Raw genomic sequence first — 18458 nt, forward strand, 5'->3', positions numbered from 1 at the left:
CGTCGCGGCCCCGGCCCCGATCACGCTCCTGTCAGGACGCGTCCTCGAAATGCCACGTGCGGCCGTCGAACTGCTGGACGCGGTAGCTCCGGACGAGCCGACCGTCCGAGCCGCCGTCCAGGGACATCCCGGGCAGCAGCGCGGGATCGGCGGTGCCGTGCAGTCCGTCCCAGCCCTTGAGGAAGCCCTTGCCGTCGAGGGCAGGAGCCTTGCGCAGCGCGGCGACTACGGCGGCCGCCGCACCGTATCCGTTGAGCGCGAGGAGCTTGCCGCTGTCGGCGGCGTGCCCGTACCTGGCCATGTCCGTCTTGAACTGCCGGACGGCCGGGTCGGCCGCCCAGCGCGGGTCGGACGGGTCCTTGGCCCACTGCGCCGTGTAGACGCCCTTGGCGGCCGGCCCGGCGGGCGTGAGGGTGCCGGTGTACTCGCTCTGCGCGCTGTAGAGCATGATCTTCGGGTGGTAGCCGACCTGGTCCATCAGCCGCAGCACCGCGCTCTGCGCCGCGCCGCCGACCGACAGGAACAGCACGTCGACGCCCGCGCCGCGCAGCTCGTTGACCTGCGGGCCGAGGTCGACGACGCTCGGCGCGACCTTGATCGTCTTGGTGAGCGCCAGGCCGGCCGCGCGCAGCCCGTTCGCCTGGCTGGGGGTCAGGTCGTTGTTGAGTCCGAGCAGTCCGGCCTTCGCTCCGGGGAACCGGTTCTTCAGGAACGTGCCGGCGATCTTGCCCTCGACGGCGATGTCCGGCCACCAGGCGCGGGCGTAGGGAAAGCTCCGGACGTCGCTGAACGGCGTCTGCCCGGCCAGTGCGATCAGCGGGACCTTGCGTTCGCCGAGGTAGGGGCGCGTGGAGATCGCCGCGCCACCGAACGACAGCACGAGCGCCGCGTGCTCCTGCTCGACGAGCCGGCGCATGTTGGCGGTCAGCCGCGAGGCGTCGTAGGCGTCGTCGAGGACCTGGAAGTCGATCTTCCTGCCGTTCACGCCGCCCTCGGCGTTGACGCGTGAGAAGTAGGCCTGCGCACCGGAGCCGACGACGCCGGTGACGGCCAAGGGCCCGGACAGGGCGAGGCTGGCGCCGATCACGATGTCGCCGCGCCCCGCGCCGGCCTGCGCGTTCCAGCGGAACGTGCAGCCGCTGAGCGCGGTCGCGGCGGCGCACAGCAGGGCGACCGGGCGCAGCAGGGACGTCCGGAGCCGTCGCGGGTGCCTCATGCGGGCCTCCCTTCGGTTCGGCGTGCGCCCAGGCGGGCGAGGCCCGTGCGTACGAGGTGGACGATGCCGCGGGGCGCGAAGTACAGGACGAGCAGAAGCGCTGCGGCGTAGGCGACCTGTGCCCATTGCCCGGCGCTCCCGCCGTCCATGTGGTCGCTCATGTACTGCGGCAGATAGGTGACGAACGCGCCGCCGACGATCGCGCCGGCCCAGGACCGGGTACCGCCGACGACGCTCGCGGCCAGCAGCGTCAGGGAGAAGGCGAGCGAGAAGCCGTCCGGGGTGACGAGGGTCAGGACCATGGCGTTCAGGGCACCGGCGAATCCGGCGACGCCCGCGCTCAGCGCGAACACCGTCAGGGTCAGCCGCCGGGTGTCCACGCCGGTCGACACGGCCATGAGGGGGCTGGTGCGCAGCGCCTCCATCGACCGGCCGAACCGGCCGCGGGTGAGGTTGCGCAGCCCGATCGCGACGATCCCGCAGAGGACGAGCACGACCAGGTACCCGAACTGGGCGTCGGCGAGGCCCGTCCAGCCGGGGGCGGCCAGCGGCGGCGCGTCGAGCTGCAGCCCGACCGCGCCGCCCGTCAGACCGTCGAACCGGGTCACCACCAGCGGGAACAGTGCCGCGATGGCGATGGTGAGCAGGCCCAGGCTGAGCCCGCCGACCCGCAGTGCGGGCAGGCCGAGCAGCGCGCCGGCGGCCAGGCAGACCGCCAGGGCTCCGAGCAGCGCGACCGGCCATGCCAGCCCGCCCTTGCCGACCAGCAGGACGCCGGTGTAGGCGCCCAGCCCGAACAGCGCGCCGTGGCCGGCGCTGACCTGGCCCGCGTAGCCGCTGAGCAGGTTGAGGGACGCGACGGCCAGCGCGACCGACCACACGCGTGACAGTTGCAGCAGGTCGTAGTCGCTGAATAGGAACGGCACGGCCAGCGCCCACAGGAGGGCGACGGTCAACAGGATGCGGGAGCGGTCGGCCCCCGGCCTCGCGATCCGGGTGCTCTCGGCGGCCTCCTTCGCGGTGCCCGTGGTCGCGGCGCTCATGCCCGCACCGTCGCAGCCCGGCCGAACAGGCCCTGGGGACGCAGCAGCAGCACCGCGAAGATGATCCCGAACGGGACGACGAGTTGCAGGTCGCCGCCGAGGCCCGGGACGTAGCGGCTCGCGAGGCTGCCCGCGACACCGATGACCAGGCCGCCGACGACCGCGCCGGCGCGGCTGGTCATCCCGCCGAGGGTGGCGGCGGCCAGCGCCAGCAGCAGTGGCCCGGACATCATGTCCGGCGACAGCCCGACGACGGGCGCGGCCGCGATGCCGGCGACGCCGCCGACCGCGCCCGCCAGGGCCCAGCCGAGCGCGAGGATGCGGCCGGTGCGGATGCCGAGCAGCCGGGCCGACGCCGGGTTCGTCGCCACCGCCCGCAGCTTCAGCCCGACCGGCGTGAACCGGAACAGCCCGGCGATCACCCCCATCGTCACCAGGACGAGCACGGCCGCGCCGACCTGCTGGCTGGTCAGCCGCACGTCCCCGAAACCGACCGAGGACGCCCCGAACGGCGAGGCGAAGGTCCTGGGGTCGGTGCCCCAGCCGAGCGCCATGAGCGCGTTGACCCCGAGGAGCATCGCGGCGCCGGCGGCGAGCAGGACCATCGGTCCCGATCCCTCGACCGGCCGCACCAGCACCCGTTCGATCGCCGCGCCGAGCACCGCCGACAGCAGCACGGCCAGCGGGAACGCGCCCCAGAACGGCAGCCCGGCGTCGATGAGGCTCCAGGCGGCGAACGCCGACAGCGTCGCCAGTTCGCCCTGCGCCAGGTTGAGCATGCCGGTCCCCTGGAACACCACGCCCAGGGCGAGTGCCAGACCGGCGTAGATCACGCCGGTGGCGAGGCCGGCGAGTATCTGCTGGATCAGTTCGATCATCGGTCCGCCTTCTGTTGATCCGGGACGGTTCCGAGGTAGGCCGCGCGAAGTTCGGCGTCGTCGGCGAGATCGGCCGCCGCGCAGGAACGGACGACCCGCCCGCGGGCGAGGACGATCGCGCGGTCGGCGACGCGCAGCGACAGCCGGGCGTTCTGCTCGGCGAGCAGAACGGCGGTGGACCACGCGGCGCGGATGCCGGCGAGCGCCTCGAACAGCTCGGCGGTGGTGCGCGGGGCGAGGCCGAGGGACGGCTCGTCCACCAGCAGCAACCGCGGCCGGGCCAGCAGGGCGCGGCCGAGCGCCAGCATCTGCTGCTGCCCGCCGGACAGCGCTCCGGCCGGCCGGTTCCGCATGTCCCGCAGGACGGGGAACATGGTGTGCACGCGCTCCAGGTCCCGGTCGGAGTCCGCGCGCAGCGACGCGGGGCGCCCCATGAGGCCGAGCCGCAGGTTCTCCTCCACGCTCAGCTCAGCGAAGGTGCCGCGTCCTTGGGGGACGTGCCCGATCCGCGCCCGCGCCGCGCCGATGGCGTCGAGTCGGGTGATGTCGCGCCCGTCGAAGGCGACCGTTCCGGTCGTGACGACGCCGCGCGACACCGCTCGGAGCAGGGTCGTCTTCCCTGCGCCGTTGGCGCCGAGCAGCGCGACCATCTCGCCCTCGCCGACGTCGACGGAGACGCCGTGCAGGACCTGGACAGCGCCGTAGCGGGCGGTCAGGTCTCGTGCTCGCAGGAGCGTGTCCTCGCTCATCGCGCCGCCTCCCCGCCATCGGTGCCCTCGGCGGCTTCCTCGGCGTCGGCGCCGAGGTAGGCGGCGACGACCCGCGGGTCGGCCGCGACCTTGCGGGGCGTGCCGGAGGTCAGCAGCCGGCCGGCGTCGAGCACGACGACGAACCGCGCGACCGACATGACCAGGTCCATGTCGTGCTCGACGAGCAGAGCCGTCGCGGGCCCCTCACCGGCGTCCTCGCAGGCGGCGAGCGCGACCTCCAGCAACTCGCGGGACTCGTCGGCGCCGAGGCCGGCGGCCGGTTCGTCCAGCAGGAGCAGCCGGGGCCGGGACATGACGGCCCGGGCCACCTCGGTCCTGCGCCGGTCGCCGTGCGGCAGCGTGCCCGCCGGCACGTCCGCGAGGTGGGCGATGCCGAAGGCGTCCAGCAGCCTTTCGGCGTCCTCGCGGAGCCGCCGCTCCTCGGCGCGGTGACGGCCCGCCGCCACCAGCGTGGACAGGACGCCGGACCGGGTCCGCGCGTGGCCGCCGAGCATCACGTTGTCCAGGACGGGAAGCTCGTCGAGCAGCACCGGTGTCTGGAACGTCCGGGCGATGCCCCGCGATGCGCGGGCGTGGGGATCGAGGCTCGTGATGTCGTCGCCGTACAGCGAGATCCGGCCGTCATGCCGGTAGAGCCCGCTGATGCAGTTGAACAGCGTGGTCTTCCCGGCTCCGTTGGGGCCGATCACCGCGCTGACGCCGCCCACGGGGACGTCGAAGGTCACAGCGTCCAGGGCCCGCAGGCCTCGGAACGAGACGCCGGCGCGCTGGACGCTGAGCGCCACAGCGCCGGGCGGACGATCCGGTGGGCGCCCCTCGCTCGTCGTCGGTTCCATGGATGGCCTCCCAGGGGGTGATGAGGTGGGGCGGAACGGCGCGCCGTCGTGGCGCGCCGTCGGGAGGGAGCGGGAGCGACGGGGATCGCTTCAGGGCGATCGCTCGAGCGTCGCGGGATCCGAAGAAGTCGGGGAAGACAATTGCGGGCACCGCGGCGGGTTCCCCCATTACTTCGGGTAGAAGAAAGGTAGACCGAGGCCACCCTGAAGTGAAATCAATTGTGGTGATGCCGGGAATTCAGGATCCGGATGCCCGGCCAGGGGCGGCCGCGGCGCTCAGGAGGCTGCGGAACCAGCGGTGACCGGGGTCGGGGTCGGCGCGGGGATGCCAGCACAGCATCTCCACCAGCTCTGCCGCCTCGAAGGGGAGGGCCACCAGGCGGATGTGCGCGGACCGCGCCGACCGCTCCGCCAACCGGCGCGGCAGCAGGCCGAGGCGCTCGGTGTGCTCGACGAGGAACGGCACCTCCAGGAACGACTCCACGCTGATGCGGCCGTTCGACTCGATGCCGAGCACTTCCAACTGCCGGCCGATGTGGGCGCCGCCCGGCGGCTCGTCGAACAGGCCGACCAGCCTGAGCGTCCGCAGCTCGTCCATGGTGAGACGGTCCCGGACGGCGCGGTTGCCGCGATCGACGACGCCGACCCATTCGTCCGTGGACAGATGCGCCGCCGGCAACCCGTGCAACCACGCGCGGGGAGCGACCATGAGATCCGCGCGCCGCAGCAGCCCCTCGGGATCGCGCAGATGCTCGGCGCGCAGCATGTCGAGCCGGACGCGCACGCCCGGAGCGAGGACGTCCAGCTCGCGCAGCGGGGCGGCCAGCAGCGACAGGCCATAGTCGGACCCGACGACCGTGAACCGCCGGGTGCTGGCGACCGGATCGAACTCGCTGGTCATCTCATAGGTGCGCTCCGCCATGGTGAGCGTCGCCGTGACCATGCCCAGCAGCGCCCGCGCGAGCGGCGTCAGCTCCATGGACTGCCCCGAGCGGACGAGCAACTCGTCGCCGAACTGGCGGCGCAGGCGGGCCAGCGCGTTGCTCGCGGCCGGCTGGCTGAGCCCGAGCCGCTCCCCCGCGCGCGTCACGTTCCGTTCTTCGAGCAGGGCTCGCAGGGCCACGAGCAGATTGAGGTCGTAACGGGAAAGGTTCATCGGTGCTCCCTCACGAGCGGAAGGCGCGGCGGCCCCGCCGGTCCGCGCGACCCTGCGACGGCCGGTCAGGCAGGGCCGGTGCCGATCCCGCCGAGCAGGGTGTCGTGGAAGTAGCGCGCCACCTCTGCCGCCGTCCGTCCGCCACCGGGCCGGAACCACTGGTAGGCCCAGTTGCACATGCCCAGGACCGCCAGCGCGGTCAGGCGCGGGTTCTCGATGCGGAAGGAGCCGTCCTCGACGCCGCGTTCCAGGACGTCCACCAGCATGCGCTGGTAGAGGTCGCGCTTTCCGGCGATCTCCTCCCGGACCGGTTCGGGCAGCTCCCGGTAGTGCTCGAAGAAGATCCGCAAATGGCCGGGGTGGGTCTCCATGAGCGACACCAGGTCGGTCATCATCGCCAGCAGCAGCCCGCGCGGATCCAGCTCCCCCTCGTCCAGACGGGTCTGCTGCGCGGAGATGATCAGGTCGATCATCTCCTGGTGCATCTGCACCAGGAGCGCGTCCTTGCCGGGGAAGTAGTAGTACAGCGACGGCTTGCGGATCCCGACCTTCTCCGCGATGGCCTCCATGGACGTCTCGTGGTAGCCGCGGGTGTCGAACAGCTCGGCGGCGACCTGCATGATCTGCGCCTTGCGGAGGGGGCCGGACAACCGGGGGCCCCGCTTGTGTCCGTCCGCCACCGATCGCTCTCCGTTCCCGGGCCGCCCCTGCGTTCCCTCTATGATGCCGTGTCCGCCTGGTCGGGAAGGCGCGGCAGTCCGCGGGGCGTCTTCAGTCCCAGGGCGTTCGTCAGGCACGCGACCTTCTGGTACTGCGTCACGACCAGCAGCAGCTCGACGATCTCCCGGGGTGGGAACGCCGCCGCCACCCGTCCCCAGAGCTCATCGGAGAGCGTCGAGGTCGCGGTGATCTCGTCCGCGACGGCCAGGACGAGCTGGTCGCGCGGCGACCAGGGCGCGCTGTGCGGCGGGGCGGTGGTCGCTCGGACCTCGGCATCGGACAGACCCGCCTCCCGAGCGAACATCTCCACGTGTACGGCCCACTCGGACTCCGCACCGACCCGAGCGCAGACCCGCAGGACCGCCAGTTCCCGAGTGCGCGCGTCGAGCGCGGTTCCCTTCATGCAGGCCGCCGTCGCGCGCCGCAGGTCGTCCAGCGCGGCGCGGCTGTGGGCCAGTGCTTGGAAGATCGGCAGCGGACGGCCGTCCGGCAGCCGGTAGGGGTCCAGGAGCCGCTCGACCTCAAGGTCGTCCGGAACGAGCGCGGGCAGCCTTCCGCTCACCGAGCCACCTCCGCGTCCTCGCCCTTGCGGGGTGCGGGCGGCGCCGCGTACAGGTTCATCGTCCGGACGTCGGAGGCCACGGTCAGCGGGCAGGCGGTGGCCGAACGGACGGTGTCGATGGTGACGCCTGGTGCCGTTTCGCGCAGGACGAGCCCGTCCGCGGTGACGTCGAGTACCGCCAGATCGGTGATGACGCGATGCACCACGCGCGCCCCGGTGAGCGGAAGCGCGCAGTGCTCGAGGAGTTTCGGGTCGCCGTTGCGCGTGAGGTGCTCCATCGTGACGATCACGCGGCGCGCGCCGTGCACGAGGTCCATCGCGCCGCCCATCCCCTTGACCATCGCACCGGGGATCGCCCAGCTGGCCAGGTCGCCGCACGCGGAGACCTGCATGGCGCCGAGCACGGCGACGTCGATGTGGCCACCACGGATCATGGAGAAGGACAGCGCCGAGTCGAAGAACGCCGCACCCGGCAGCACGGTGACGGTCTCCTTGCCCGCATTGATCAGGTCCGGGTCGGCCTCGCCGGGCTCGGGGAAGTCGCCGGTGCCGAGGATGCCGTTCTCGCTGTGCAGGTGAACGCGGACCCCGGGCGGGAGCACGCCCGGGATGAGGGTGGGCAGGCCGATGCCGAGATTGACGTACTGGCCGGTGTGCAGCTCCAGCGCGGCGCGGCGGGCGATCTGCTCGCGGGTCAGGCTCATCGGGACTCCCGGGTGGAGGGCGCGGTCCGGCGTTCGGTCAGCTTCTCGATGCGCTTCTCGGCTCCGGGGCCGTCCGGCGGGACCGGCACGACCCGCTGGACGAACACGCCGGGCAGGTGGACCTCGTCGGGGTCGATCTCGCCCGGCTCGTACAGTTCCTCGACCTCGGCGATCGTGATGCGGCCGGACATCGCGCACAGCGGGTTGAAGTTGCGGGCCGCGCGGCGGAACACCAGGTTGCCGAGCGTGTCGCCCTTCCATGCGCGCACCAGCCCGAAGTCGGCGCGGACGGCGTGCTCCAGCACGTACTCCCGGCCATTGAAGACCTCCGTGCGGCGCGGCGGCGACGCGGCGGCGACCGTGCCGTCCGCGCCGTACCGCCAGGGCAGGCCGCCCTCGGCGATCTGCGTGCCGACGCCGGCGGGAGTGAAGAAGGCGGGGATGCCCGCGCCTCCGGCCCGCAGCCGCTCCGCGAGGGTGCCCTGCGGGACGAGTTCCACCTCCAGCTCGCCGGACAGGTAGCGGCGGGCGAACTCCTTGTTGTCACCGACGTAGGAGGCGGTGACCCGGTCGATCTGCCCGGCTTCGAGGAGGATGCCGAGGCCCCAGCCGTCGATGCCGCAGTTGTTGGACACCACGTGGAGCCCGCGCCGTCCCGCGCGGCGGAGAGCGTCGATGAGCAGGCTCGGGATGCCGCAGGAACCGAATCCCCCGACGGCCAGGACGGCGCCGTCGGGAATGTCGGCCACCGAGCGTCGTGGATCGGGGACGACCTTGCTCAGGTCGGAGACGCCCGGCTCTGCGCCGGGTGCCAGGTCGATGGCCATCTTCGTCCTTTCGATGCGGCTTTGACACGGTGCCGCTCGTCACCTTACGTTACCTACCGTCCGGAAGGTAGATAACATGTCACAGGATTTCATCCCGGCCGATCCGGCCGATGCGGACGGCACCCGGCTCGCCGCCCTGTCCCTGGCCGCAGGGCTGCTGCGGGACGCGGTCGCCATGGCCGGGTCGGGGTTCGCCGCGCCAGACGACATCGACACCGCGATGCGCCTGGGCGCCGGCCACCCCGTCGGCCCCCTCGCACTGCTCCGCGAACTCGGCCCCGAACTCCGCGACCGCGTGGGCCTTCCCGAACCTCCCGGCCCGGGCTCCGCACCGGTGGCCGAGGACGCCGGGCGGGACGCACCCGACCACCCGGTCGGCATCGCCGGAACAGGGACGATGGCGACCGGTATCGCCGAGGCGCTGGTGCGGGCCGGAGTGCCGACCACGGTGCTCGGACGCTCGCAGTCCTCCGTCGAACGGTTGCGGGCAGCGGTCTCGGCGAGCCTGGAGACGGCAGTCGCCAAAGGACGGCTCGCCGAGGAGGAGCACCGCCGCGCGCTGGACGCATTGACCGTCACCACCGAGCCCGGAGACCTGACCGGCTGCGGTCACGTCATCGAGGCCGTCACGGAACAGGCCGATGCGAAGCGGGAACTGCTGCGCCGCCTGGACGCAGTCCTGCCGAAGACGGCCGTACTGGCCACCAACACCTCGTCCCTCACCGTCGGTGAGCTTCGCGCCGGGCTTCCCGCCCGCCGCATCGTGATCGCGCTGCACTTCTTCAACCCGGCGAGGGCCATGAAGCTCGTCGAAGTGGTCGGCGAGGACGAGGCCGCCGTCAGCACGGCCCGCGCCTGGGTGCACCGGATCGGCAAGGTTCCGGTGCGGTGCGGCGACCAGCGCGGATTCATCGTCAACCGGCTGCTGATCCCCTATCTCAACGACGCCGTGCGCCTGCTCGACGCGGGCGCGTTCACCGCCGCCGAGGCCGACGCGCTCATGCGCGAGGCGCTGGGCCACCCGATGGGCCCGTTCGAGCTGATCGATCTCATCGGCACCGACGTCACCGCCGCCGCGCAGACATCGCTGCACGAAGCCTTCGGAGAACCGCGGCTGCGCCCGGCGGACGGGCTGCTGCGCCTCGCCGCCGAAGGGCACCTCGGCCGCAAGAGCGGACGCGGCTTCCACGACCACACGCCCACGACAAGGAGCACGACATGAGCGACTTCCCGGCTCCCGACGCAGCCCTCACCGAACGCGACTCCATCTACGTGGGAGGCACCTGGCGCGAGGCGGGCGGTGCCACCAGGGAAGTGATCGACTCGGCGTCCGGCGGTGTGCTCGGGCACGTTCCGGAGGCCGCACCCGGCGATGTCGACGCCGCGGTCGCCGCCGCCCGCTCGGCCGCCGACGCGTGGGCGGGGAGCAGCCCGGCCGACCGGGCGCAGGTGCTGCGCGCTCTGGCCACCGCGCTCGCCGAGCGCCAGGACGCCATCGCGCGGGTCATCAGCCTGGAGGTGGGCACGCCGCTGAAGATCTCCCAGCGCATCCAGGTCGGGCTGCCGGTGTCGGTGCTGAACGCCTTCGCCGACACTGTCCCGGCCTATGCGTGGGAGGACGAGACGGGCAACTCCCTGCTCGTCCGCGAGCCGGTGGGCGTCGTCGCCTCGATCACGCCGTGGAACTACCCGCTGCACCAGCTCGTGGCCAAGGTCGGCGGCGCGCTCGCGGCCGGATGCGCCGTGGTGGCCAAGCCAGCCGAAGTCGCACCGCTCGCCGCGTTCGCGTTCGCCGACGCGTTCGCCGAGGTCGCGGGCCGCCTCGGGCTGCCGGCCGGACTGTTCAACCTCGTGCCGGGGCCGGGCTCACGGGTCGGCGAGGCGCTGGCGGGGCACCCGGGCGTGGACGCGGTCTCCTTCACCGGCTCCACCGCGGTCGGCACCAAGATCATGCGGGCCGCCGCGGCGAACATCACCCGCGTCTCCCTGGAACTCGGCGGCAAGTCCGCTAACATCGTCCTGCCCGATGCCGACCTGGGCCGCGCCGTGAAGACCGGTGTCGGCAACGCGTTCCTCAACTCCGGGCAGACCTGCTCGGCGTGGACCCGCATGCTCGTCCCCCGCGAACTCCATGACGAGGCCGTCGACCTCGCCCGCGCCGCCGCCGAGCGGCTCACCGTCGGCCACCCGCTCGACCCGTCCACCCGGCTCGGCCCCCTGGCCTCCGCCCGGCAGCAGGCCACCGTCCGGGACTACATCCGGCTCGGCCAGAGTGAGGGCGGCAAGCTCGTCCTCGGCGGCGACACCCCGCCCGACGGGCTCACCGACGGCTTCTACGTACGGCCGACGATCTTCGCGGACGTCGACAACGCCTCCCGCATCGCCCAGGAGGAGATCTTCGGTCCCGTCCTGACGATCATCCCGTTCGGCTCCGAGGACGAGGCCGTCGCCATCGCCAACGACAGCCCCTACGGTTTGGCCGGAGGCGTGTGGAGCGCCGACGAGGAGCACGCCCTGGCGGTCGCCCGCCGCATCCGCACCGGGCAGGTCGACGTCAACGGCGCCGCCTTCAACCCCGCCGCGCCGTTCGGCGGCTACAAGAAGTCGGGCATCGGCCGCGAGTTCGGGCGCCACGGCATCGACGAGTTCGTCGAGACCAAGGCGATCCAGCGATGACCGGTCACCTGGACACCATCGCCCGCTACTACAACGGCTGCAGCACCGGGGACGCCGGGCTGATGCGCGCCACGCTCGCCGACGACGTCGTCCACTGGTTCCTCGCTCCGAACCCCGGTTCCGCAGCGGTGCACGGCGGCGAGCACCTGGCCCGGTACTGGCGCAAGGTGCACCGCCTCATCGATGCCGTCTGGATCGTCGACCACCTCCTCGACGGCACCGGCGAGGCCGTCATCGAATGGACGATGTTCTGGACGCCGCCCCGCTCCGGCCGGCGGGTGGCGACCCGAGGCGCCGAATGGTTCGCCTTCGCCCCGGACGGCCGCATCAGCGAGATCCGCTCCTACTACCGCCAGCACGACGACCGCGACACCGAACTCGACGGCTTCCCCTACGCCGAGCGCGGCTATTCCTGTCACGGCGCCGAGCACAGCGCCGTCCACACGCCCGCCGAGGAGACCGCCCCGTGAACAGCGTGACCATCGAACGGAAGGGCATGGTCGAATGGGTCGTCATCAACCGGCCCGACCGGCTCAACGCCCTGGACGAGCCCACCCGCCGCGCCCTCCTGGAGGCCCTGAACCGGGCCGGTGACGACCCGGCCGTCCGGTGCGTCGTCCTCACCGGGACCGGACGCGCCTTCTGCGCCGGACAGGACCTCGCCGCCCGGCACGAACTGGACGACGCCGGCGCGACCGTCCGCGATACCTACAACCCGCTGGTCACCGCGATCACGGGCATGGGCAAGCCGGTGATCGCGGCGGTCAACGGCCTCGCCGTCGGCGCCGGGATGGGCCTCGCCCTGGTCTGCGACCTGATCCTCGCGGCCGAGGAAGCCCGCTTCACCTGCGCCTTCGGCAACGTCGGCCTGGTCCCCGACACCGGGCTGTCCAGCGTGCTGGTCCGCGCGCTCGGCCACGCCCGCGCCTACGAACTCGCCACCTCCGGACGTCCCCTGGACGCGCGCGAGGCTCTCGGCCTCGGTCTGATCAACGCGGTCGTCCCCGCCGGCGATCTCGCCACCGAGGCCCAGGCCCGCGCCGAAACCCTGGCCGACGGGCCCGCAACAGCGTTCGCGCTGACCAAGCGCGTCTTCCACCTGGCCGCCCACTCCCCCGCCGCCGAAGTCCTCGCCGCCGAAGCCGACGCCCAGGGCACCGCCGCCCGCAGCCCCGAACACGCCGAAGGGGTGGCCGCCTTCACCGAGAAACGCCGGCCGCGATTCACTGAGGCTCACTGATCACCTGGAGGAACCCATGGTCGTCGAACACGCCGAGCTCAGCATCGTCCCCGGACGCGAGAAGGAGTTCGAGGAAGCCTTCACGCGCGGCCACCGTGCCATCGCCCAGGCCGACGGCTACCACTGGGCCCGGCTCGTCCGCCAGATCGAGAACCCCGGGACCTACCTTCTTCTCGTCGGCTGGGAAACGCTCGAATCCCACACCGTCGGCTTCCGGGAATCACCGCTGTTCCAGGAATGGCGCGGCGCCGTGGGCGAGTTCTTCGCGTCCGCTCCGGCCGTCACCCACTACGAGGCTGAACCCGACCTCGATCACCTCAACTGAAGCCGCCGGCGAGTCTCCGAGTTCGCCGGCGGCGTCGCCGCCTCATTCCAGAGAGGCGGATACCAAGGCCGTGCGGCGGGACATGAGCAGCCGGTGCGATCAGCAACCCCACCGCGTAGAGCCATACGGGGCGCGCCAGCCTGCCGACCCCGCCGCGCCGCCGAGCACGAAGAAGATGGCTGCGGCCAGGTGGATGAGTTGGCGCGTCTCCGAACGCGGCGGACCCGTGGTCGGCGATCGTTCTTCTGATCCCGCCCTACCGTCCACGTGGTGCGAGTCCGGCCTCGAAGGCGATGATCGCCAGGTGGACGCGGTCCCGGGCCTCGAGCTTGGCGAACAGGCGCGCGACATGAGTCTTCGCCGTCGCCGCGCTGATCACCAGCCGCTCGGCTATCTCAGTGTTCGACAGTCCCTGTCCGACCAGTGCCAGCACCTCGCGCTCCCGGTCGGTGATCTCCGCGATGAGACGCGAGTCCGCGGCGGGCTCGGCGTCCGGTTCGGGAGCCGGACGGTCGGACGCTCCGGCGAAGTCCGCGATCAGCCGTCGGGTCACGCTCGGCGCGATCAGCGCGTCGCCGGCCGCCACCACGCGGATCGCGTCCAGGATCGCGTCCAAAGCCATGCTCTTGAGCAGGAATCCGCTGGCCCCGGCGCGCAGCGCGCCGTAGACGTACTCGTCGTCGTCGAAGGTCGTCAGCACCAGCACCTTGGGCGGGTCCGGCTCGGCGGTCGCCTGCCGGGTCGCCTCGATCCCGTCCATGCCCGGCATCCGGATGTCCATCACCACGACGTCCGGACGCAGCTCACGCACCAGGCGCACCGCCTCGCGGCCGTCGCCGGCCTCGCCGACCACCTCCAGGTCGTCGGTGTCGCCGATCAGGATCGCGAGCCCGACCAGCAGCAGCGGCTGGTCATCGACCAGCAGCACCCGCACGCTCATGCCGGGAGCCTCGCCGTCACCCGGAACCCGCCCTCCGGACGCCGGCCGGCGCTGAACTGGCCGGACAGCAACGTCACTCGCTCGCGCATGCCGAGCAGGCCGAAGCCGCTCCCGCCGGCCGCGGTGAGCCTCCGACCGCCCGGCCCGCCGAGATCGTCGTCCCCGTCGTCCACCACCTCGATCGTCACTCCTTCCGGCTCGTAACCGACCGCGACCCGGCACGTCCGCGCCCCGGAATGCCGCACCACGTTCGTCACCGACTCCTGGATGATCCGGAACGCCGACAGTTCGATCTCCGGCGGCAGCGGACGCCGCTCGCCCCGCCAGGTCACGTGGACCCGCACCCCGGCGTCGGCCGTGCGTTCGGCGAGCTGCGGGACGTCGGCCAGGCTGCCGGCCGGCGCCAGCGGAGCGTCCTGCGGCATGGCGTCGTCGGGCTCGGCGCGGCGTAGCGCCCCGAGCATGCGCTGCAGCTCGAGCAGCGTCTCCCGGCTGGTGGTCTCGATGCCGGTCAGCGCCTGCCGCGTCTGCTCGGGCTTGGTCTGAACGACCCGTGACGCCGCTCCCGACAGCACCGTGATGATCCCGATGCTGTGCGCGACGCTGTCGTGCAGTTCGCGGGCGATCCGCAGCCGCTCGGTCAGGACGGCGCGGACCGCCGCCTGCTCGTCCAGGGCTTCGAGGTATTCACGGCGTTTGCGATACACCCCTCCGAAGACCCACGCGACCGCGAAACACAACGCGAGGCCCCCGGCGAACTGGGCCGCGTCGCTGACGGTCTCCCCGGGGATGTGGGTGACGTTGACGAACGCGGCCGCGACGGCCGCGACGGAACCGACGGCGGCGGCCTTCGGCCGCCGGACAGCGAGGTACCCGCCCAAGGCGACGAGCAGGACGAACACGATCGAGGGCCGCGCGCCGAAGATGTCGCCGAGCACTGCTTCGCCCAGGACCGCCGCGAAGACCACCGCAGGCAGACGGCGCACGAGCAGGACCGGAAGGGCGAGCACGAAGAAGAGCCCGGTCCGAGAGGCCGGCATCGTCCAGGCGAGCATCAGCGCGTAGAAGCAGGCGGTGGCCAGCACCACGGCCTGAGCCGTCAGCCAGGTCACGCACTTCGACGTCGAGAGTCGCTGGAGAAGCTCTTCCATGCGGAGATCGTATTCAGCGGAGTCGGCTCTTCGCGTCGCCCCGGGGATGTACGCCGGTACACCGCCGGGCCGATGGCCTGGGGATACGGTGACACCCACCGGCCGACGCGACGGATGGCGTTCCGTTCCTAGGTTCGTGGACATGACGAATGCACCGCTGATCGATCTTCGCGACACGACGAAGAAATACGACGACGGCCCGCCCGCGCTGGCCGGTGTGACCTTGTCCGTAGCGTCCGGTGAGTGCGTGGCGATCCTCGGCCATTCCGGCAGCGGGAAGTCCACGCTGCTGAATCTGATCGCCGGCCTGGACAGGCCCTCCAGCGGCACAGTGACCGTCAACGGCACCCGCGTCGATCAGCTCGGTGAGACCGGTTCGGCGAAGTACCGCCGGGCCTCGATCGGCATGATCTTCCAGTTCTTCAATCTGCTCGACGACCTGACCGTGCTGGACAACGTCATGGTTCCGGCGCAGCTGGCCGGGATGGGCAAGGATGAGGCCCGGCGGCGGGCCATCGAACTGCTCGGCTCGCTGGGCATCGACCGGCATGCGGGCGCCTACCCGCAGCGGTTGTCCGGCGGGCAACGGCAGCGGGTGGCGGTGGCCAGGGCCCTGATGAACAAGCCCGCGCTGCTGCTGGCCGACGAGCCCACCGGCGCGCTGGACTCGAACTCGGCCGAGGGCGTGCGCCGGCTGCTGCTGGATCTGAACAGCGAGGGCCAGACCATCTTGCTGGTGACCCACGATGCGCAGCTGGCCGTGAGCACCGCGCGCCGCACGATCGAGCTGGTGGACGGCGCGGTCGAGCGGGACGTCATCAACGGCGGCAGCGGTGCCGGCCCGGCCGCCCGCACGCCGCTGACCCGTCCGGCGGGAGCGGTCGGATGACACTGCGCGAGCCGCCGATGCCCCGGCGCCTCTTCGAGGTCGGATTCCATGCCATGGCCCGCCTGCTGCCGGCGGTGAGCCGGTGAGCGCCTTGGGCAAGGTCGTACGCTCCGGCGTGGGCCGGCGCCGGGTCCAGTCCCTCGTCATGGCCCTGACGACGTTCGCCGCGGTGACGTCCTCAGTACTCTCCCTCGGCCTGCTGGCTGTCGTGCAGGCCCCGTTCGAGCACGCTTTCAGTGCTCGGAACGGGGCGCACCTGGCGGTCCAGTTCGACGGTTCGAAGGTCACGGCGGCGCAGGCCACCGCCACCGCTCATGCCGCCGGCGTCACCGAGGCGGCCGGACCGTACCCGATTGCCGCCGCCTTGGACACGACCGTCGGCACGGACTGCCCCAAGAAGGATCTCGCCGGTCACGACAACGGTCCGATCACCGTCACCACCCGGCCCGACCTGGGTGGCACCTCCGGGATGGACCAGCTGGCGCTGACCCAGGGGCGCTGGCCGACGAGCCCGGGCGAGATCGCCCTGCCGCGGGATCACTATGCCGCCGGCTGCTTCGGCGGTTCGGTGGTGTTCTCCTCCCTGCCGGGCAAGCCGTCGTTCAAGGTCGTCGGCTTCGCCGACTCGGTGACCAACAGCGCGACCGCCTTCGCCACCACCGACGGTTTCGCGCGGCTCACCGCTGCCGGCGCCAAGTCGGACGTACAGATGCTCTACCGGTTCGCCAAGGCCGGGACCGACGCCGACATCGCCACCGACAAGCGGGCGGTGGCCGCCGCCGCGCCGGCCGGCGCGGTCGAGGCCGGACAGTCGTACCTGACCGCGGAGCAGCAGGCGACCGGGAACGCCAAGGCCTACGTGCCGTTCCTGGTCGCCTTCGGGATCCTCGGGCTGTTCCTGTCGGTGCTGATCATCTCGATCGTGGTCAGCGGGGCCGTGGCCTCGGGAATCCGGCGCATCGGGATTCTGAAGTCGTTGGGCTTCACCCCTTCGCAGGTGGCCCGCGCCTACACCGCGCAGGCCATGATCCCGGCGACGCTCGGCCTGGTGCTCGGCACGGTCTTCGGCAACCTCCTGGCGGTGCCGATCCTGGACGGGGCCACCCAGCAGCTCGGCGCGGCCAGTGCCACGATTCCGTTGTGGGTCAGCGCCGTGGTGCCGCTGGGCACCCTGCTGATCGTCGGCACCACGGCTTTGATCCCGGCACTGAGAGCCGGCCGGATGCCGACGGTGCGGGCTCTGGTGGTCGGCCGCGCCCCCAAGGCCGGGGACGGTCGGACGGCGCAGCGTCTGGCCTCGCGGCTGCCGCTGCCCCGGGCCATGTCGTTGGGGCTGGCCCAGCCGATCGCCCGGCCGGCCCGGGCCGTACTGGTCGGTGCGGCGGTGCTGTTCGGCGTGGTGAGTGCCACGTTCGCGGTGGGGCTGGAGTCCGGGTTCAACGAGTACCTGGACACCAGCACCTCAGGCTTCAGCGAAGCGTCGAAGATCGTGATACCCACGGCCGACGTAGGCGCGCCGTGGGGTCTCTACGGCCCCAACGACCCGCGCCACCATCACCTGGATGCCGCCAAGGTGGCCGCCGCGCTCGCCAAGACCCCGGGTACGAAGGCCGCCTTCGGCTGGGGCGACAGCGGCGCGACCATGGTCGGCGGCCCGCCCGGCGGCGAACCGACGACGGTGTTCACGGTCACCGGCGACTTCTCCTGGACGCACCTGGAGCTGCTGTCCGGCCGCTGGTACTCGGCGCCCGGCGAGGCCGTGGTCGGCGACAAGCTGGCCACGGCGGTGGGAATCCACGTCGGTGACAACGTCACCGTGGTGCAGCAGAACAGGCGACTGTCACTGAAGGTCGTCGGCATCAACTTCAACACCAACATGGGCGACTACACGGCCATGACGGATGCGGCCACCTTCACCGCCGCCGGACTGACCCCGCACATCGACCAGTTCAACGTCGAGCTGGCCTCGAACGTCAACGGATCGGACTGGTCCACCTCGGCCGCCGCCGCGCTGACCCCGCTGAACGCCTCGGTCCAGCCGAACTCGGACGGGGGCGAGAACATCGTGGTGATCACCATGGGCGCCCTGGTGGCCACGCTCACGCTGATGCTGATCGCGGTGGCCGCGCTCGGGGTACTGAGCATGGTCGTGCAGGACACCCGGGAGCGGGTTCATGATCTGGGGATCTTCAAGGCCCTCGGGATGACGCCCAAGCAGACCATCGCGATGGTTCTGGCCTCGGTGACGCTCACCGGCCTGGTCGCCGGGCTGATCGGGGTGCCGCTCGGGGTCGCGGTGGAGAAGGCGACGCTGACCCCGATGGGGGACGCGATCGGCCGGCACCTGCCGCCGAGCGTGTCCCACGTCTACACCGCCGGGCTGCTCATCCCCCTGCTGGCCGGCGGGATCGTGATCGCCCTGCTCGGGGCACTGCTGCCAGCCAACTGGGCGGCACGGACCCGGACCGCCACCGCGCTGCGGACCGAGTAGGACCGAGCAGAGCCGCCGGTCGCCGCAGCAAAAG

The 18458-nt window shown here is 72.1% G+C and carries 19 protein-coding genes; 7 read left to right on the forward strand and 12 right to left on the reverse strand.

Features of this window, described 5'->3' with window-relative positions:
* Positions 1–31 precede the first annotated feature (31 nt).
* The 10 genes from QP089_RS23820 to QP089_RS23865 all read right to left on the reverse strand — a co-directional run bounded on the left by QP089_RS23820 (position 32) and on the right by QP089_RS23865 (position 8712).
* Complete coding sequence (locus QP089_RS23820) at positions 32–1216, reverse strand: ABC transporter substrate-binding protein (RefSeq protein ID WP_285914123.1); 1185 nt, start codon at positions 1214–1216, stop codon at positions 32–34.
* Positions 1213–2259: a branched-chain amino acid ABC transporter permease gene (locus QP089_RS23825; RefSeq protein WP_285914124.1), complete on the reverse strand. Its 1047-nt coding sequence runs from the start codon at positions 2257–2259 to the stop codon at positions 1213–1215. Before QP089_RS23825 ends, QP089_RS23820 begins: the two co-directional genes overlap by 4 nt.
* Entirely contained in the window at positions 2256–3137 is an 882-nt protein-coding gene (locus QP089_RS23830) for a branched-chain amino acid ABC transporter permease (RefSeq protein ID WP_285914125.1), read from the reverse strand. Before QP089_RS23830 ends, QP089_RS23825 begins: the two co-directional genes overlap by 4 nt.
* Positions 3134–3886, reverse strand: a complete 753-nt coding sequence (locus QP089_RS23835) for an ABC transporter ATP-binding protein (RefSeq protein WP_285914127.1) — start codon at positions 3884–3886, stop codon at positions 3134–3136. The genes QP089_RS23830 and QP089_RS23835 overlap by 4 nt, the downstream gene beginning before the upstream one ends.
* A complete protein-coding gene (locus QP089_RS23840) occupies positions 3883–4743 on the reverse strand; it encodes an ABC transporter ATP-binding protein (RefSeq protein ID WP_285914129.1) in 861 nt (286 codons plus the stop codon). The genes QP089_RS23835 and QP089_RS23840 overlap by 4 nt, the downstream gene beginning before the upstream one ends.
* 238 nt (positions 4744–4981) lie before the next feature.
* Complete coding sequence (locus QP089_RS23845; RefSeq protein WP_285914130.1) at positions 4982–5899, reverse strand: LysR family transcriptional regulator; 918 nt, start codon at positions 5897–5899, stop codon at positions 4982–4984.
* 65 nt (positions 5900–5964) lie between these two features.
* Positions 5965–6579: a TetR/AcrR family transcriptional regulator gene (locus QP089_RS23850; protein ID WP_285914131.1), complete on the reverse strand. Its 615-nt coding sequence runs from the start codon at positions 6577–6579 to the stop codon at positions 5965–5967.
* A 38-nt stretch (positions 6580–6617) separates the two neighbouring features.
* Entirely contained in the window at positions 6618–7181 is a 564-nt protein-coding gene (locus QP089_RS23855; protein WP_285914132.1) for a carboxymuconolactone decarboxylase family protein, read from the reverse strand.
* Entirely contained in the window at positions 7178–7885 is a 708-nt protein-coding gene (locus QP089_RS23860; protein WP_285914133.1) for a CoA transferase subunit B, read from the reverse strand. The genes QP089_RS23855 and QP089_RS23860 overlap by 4 nt, the downstream gene beginning before the upstream one ends.
* Complete coding sequence (locus QP089_RS23865) at positions 7882–8712, reverse strand: CoA transferase subunit A (protein WP_285914134.1); 831 nt, start codon at positions 8710–8712, stop codon at positions 7882–7884. The genes QP089_RS23860 and QP089_RS23865 overlap by 4 nt, the downstream gene beginning before the upstream one ends.
* Before the next feature lie 76 nt (positions 8713–8788).
* Between QP089_RS23865 and QP089_RS23870 the strand changes: the two genes are divergently transcribed.
* From QP089_RS23870 to QP089_RS23890, 5 genes are read left to right on the forward strand one after another with little or no spacing between them, the layout of a single operon-like run.
* Positions 8789–9934 (forward strand): 3-hydroxyacyl-CoA dehydrogenase family protein, encoded by a 1146-nt coding sequence (locus QP089_RS23870; RefSeq protein ID WP_285914135.1) that lies wholly within the window; start codon positions 8789–8791, stop codon positions 9932–9934.
* Positions 9931–11388, forward strand: coding sequence for an aldehyde dehydrogenase family protein (locus tag QP089_RS23875; RefSeq protein WP_285914136.1), 1458 nt, complete (start codon positions 9931–9933; stop codon positions 11386–11388). The genes QP089_RS23870 and QP089_RS23875 overlap by 4 nt, the downstream gene beginning before the upstream one ends.
* Positions 11385–11858, forward strand: coding sequence for a nuclear transport factor 2 family protein (locus tag QP089_RS23880; protein ID WP_285914137.1), 474 nt, complete (start codon positions 11385–11387; stop codon positions 11856–11858). Before QP089_RS23875 ends, QP089_RS23880 begins: the two co-directional genes overlap by 4 nt.
* Positions 11855–12628, forward strand: coding sequence for an enoyl-CoA hydratase/isomerase family protein (locus QP089_RS23885; protein WP_285914139.1), 774 nt, complete (start codon positions 11855–11857; stop codon positions 12626–12628). The genes QP089_RS23880 and QP089_RS23885 overlap by 4 nt, the downstream gene beginning before the upstream one ends.
* A 16-nt stretch (positions 12629–12644) precedes the next feature.
* Entirely contained in the window at positions 12645–12953 is a 309-nt protein-coding gene (locus QP089_RS23890; protein ID WP_285914140.1) for an antibiotic biosynthesis monooxygenase family protein, read from the forward strand.
* Positions 12954–13209: 256 nt separating this feature from the next.
* Here QP089_RS23890 and QP089_RS23895 read toward each other — a convergent pair whose 3' ends face one another.
* Entirely contained in the window at positions 13210–13893 is a 684-nt protein-coding gene (locus QP089_RS23895; protein ID WP_285914142.1) for a response regulator, read from the reverse strand.
* Positions 13890–15044, reverse strand: a complete 1155-nt coding sequence (locus tag QP089_RS23900) for a sensor histidine kinase (protein WP_285914144.1) — start codon at positions 15042–15044, stop codon at positions 13890–13892. Before QP089_RS23900 ends, QP089_RS23895 begins: the two co-directional genes overlap by 4 nt.
* Positions 15045–15186: 142 nt before the next feature.
* On the opposite strand from QP089_RS23900, the gene QP089_RS23905 reads away from it, so the two are divergent.
* A complete protein-coding gene (locus QP089_RS23905; protein ID WP_285914145.1) occupies positions 15187–15933 on the forward strand; it encodes an ABC transporter ATP-binding protein in 747 nt (248 codons plus the stop codon).
* A gap of 145 nt (positions 15934–16078) precedes the next feature.
* Positions 16079–18424: an ABC transporter permease gene (locus tag QP089_RS23910; protein WP_285914146.1), complete on the forward strand. Its 2346-nt coding sequence runs from the start codon at positions 16079–16081 to the stop codon at positions 18422–18424.
* The last annotated feature ends 34 nt before the right edge of the window (positions 18425–18458 follow it).

Origin of the sequence: Actinomadura opuntiae (assembly GCF_030283205.1) — a bacterium.
In the GTDB taxonomy this organism is placed as follows: Bacteria; Actinomycetota; Actinomycetes; order Streptosporangiales; family Streptosporangiaceae; genus Spirillospora.